This is a genomic window from Cohnella sp. GbtcB17 (genome assembly GCF_019091135.1).
In the GTDB taxonomy this organism is placed as follows: domain Bacteria; phylum Bacillota; class Bacilli; order Paenibacillales; family Paenibacillaceae; genus Cohnella.
On the sequence record NZ_JAGXJW010000148.1, the window covers coordinates 1 to 915 of the forward strand.

The following is a 915-nucleotide window of genomic DNA, read 5'->3' on the forward strand; positions in this document are numbered from 1 at the left end:
CGACCGTCTCGAACCGGGCGTGGTCCCAGCTCGTATTCCAGTGCGTCGGGCGCTTCACGTTGCCGAACTGGATGTCGTAGGTCGCTTCCGTGGCGCGAATCTCCACAGGGAACGCGACCTTCAGCAGCTGCTGGCGCTCATGCCAGTCCGCGCGCGTGACGAAGTCGATTCGCCGGTCGTGCGCATAGACGACGAGACGCTGCTCGACGACGGAAGCGCCGTAAGCCCATTCGAATCGCAGCACGGCGCGCAGCGAGCCGCATTCGACGAGCTCAAGCTTCCGCAGGTTCGTCACTTCGCGCTGCTTTTCCTGATAGAACAGATCGATATCCCACGCTTCGTACATTTTCGGCTTGTCCTCGAATACCTGCAGCTCGTTGGCGCGCGCTCCTTGGGGCAGCACCTCCCGCGACAAATCGCGGTCGTACAGGCGGACCAGTCGGCCGGCTTCGTCGAATGCCAGCTCATAATGAGGCGTCCGAAGCACGCCGTCCGACCATTCGAACGCCTTGACAGCCGCTGGCGGCTCGGCCGACGGATCGAAGCGCAGCGTCGCCGCTCCGGCAGCCGGCACGGCTTCCGCCAGCACGAGCCAGCGGCTTCCGTCGCATTCCGACCGAAGCGGCCGGCCGGCCTCGCTCAGCCATGCGCCCTGCGAGCCGATGCCGTCCTGTACGGGAATCTCGACCAGCTCGGTCCGGTCGAAGGCGGCGCTATTATAGATGGTGACGACGGCGCCGTCCGCTTGCCCGGCCAGCCGGTCGGCCGCAGTCCGGATCGCTTCCTTGCCCAAGCGCTCCGCTTCGGCATACTCCCCTCTCGCATCCTGGTACACTGCGCCAATCGAAGAGCCCGGGATGAGGTCGTGAAACTGGTTGCGCAAAATCGTCCTCCATCCCTCGTGCAGCGCCTCCT

The 915-nt window shown here is 65.1% G+C and carries 1 protein-coding gene; it reads right to left on the reverse strand.

The annotated features are described in order from the left end of the window. Positions 1 to 883, reverse strand: an 883-nt coding sequence (locus KVT38_RS33395; RefSeq protein ID WP_306795382.1) for a glycoside hydrolase family 38 C-terminal domain-containing protein, incomplete at its 3' end; no start/stop codon positions are given. Between the last annotated feature and the right edge of the window lie 32 nt (positions 884 to 915).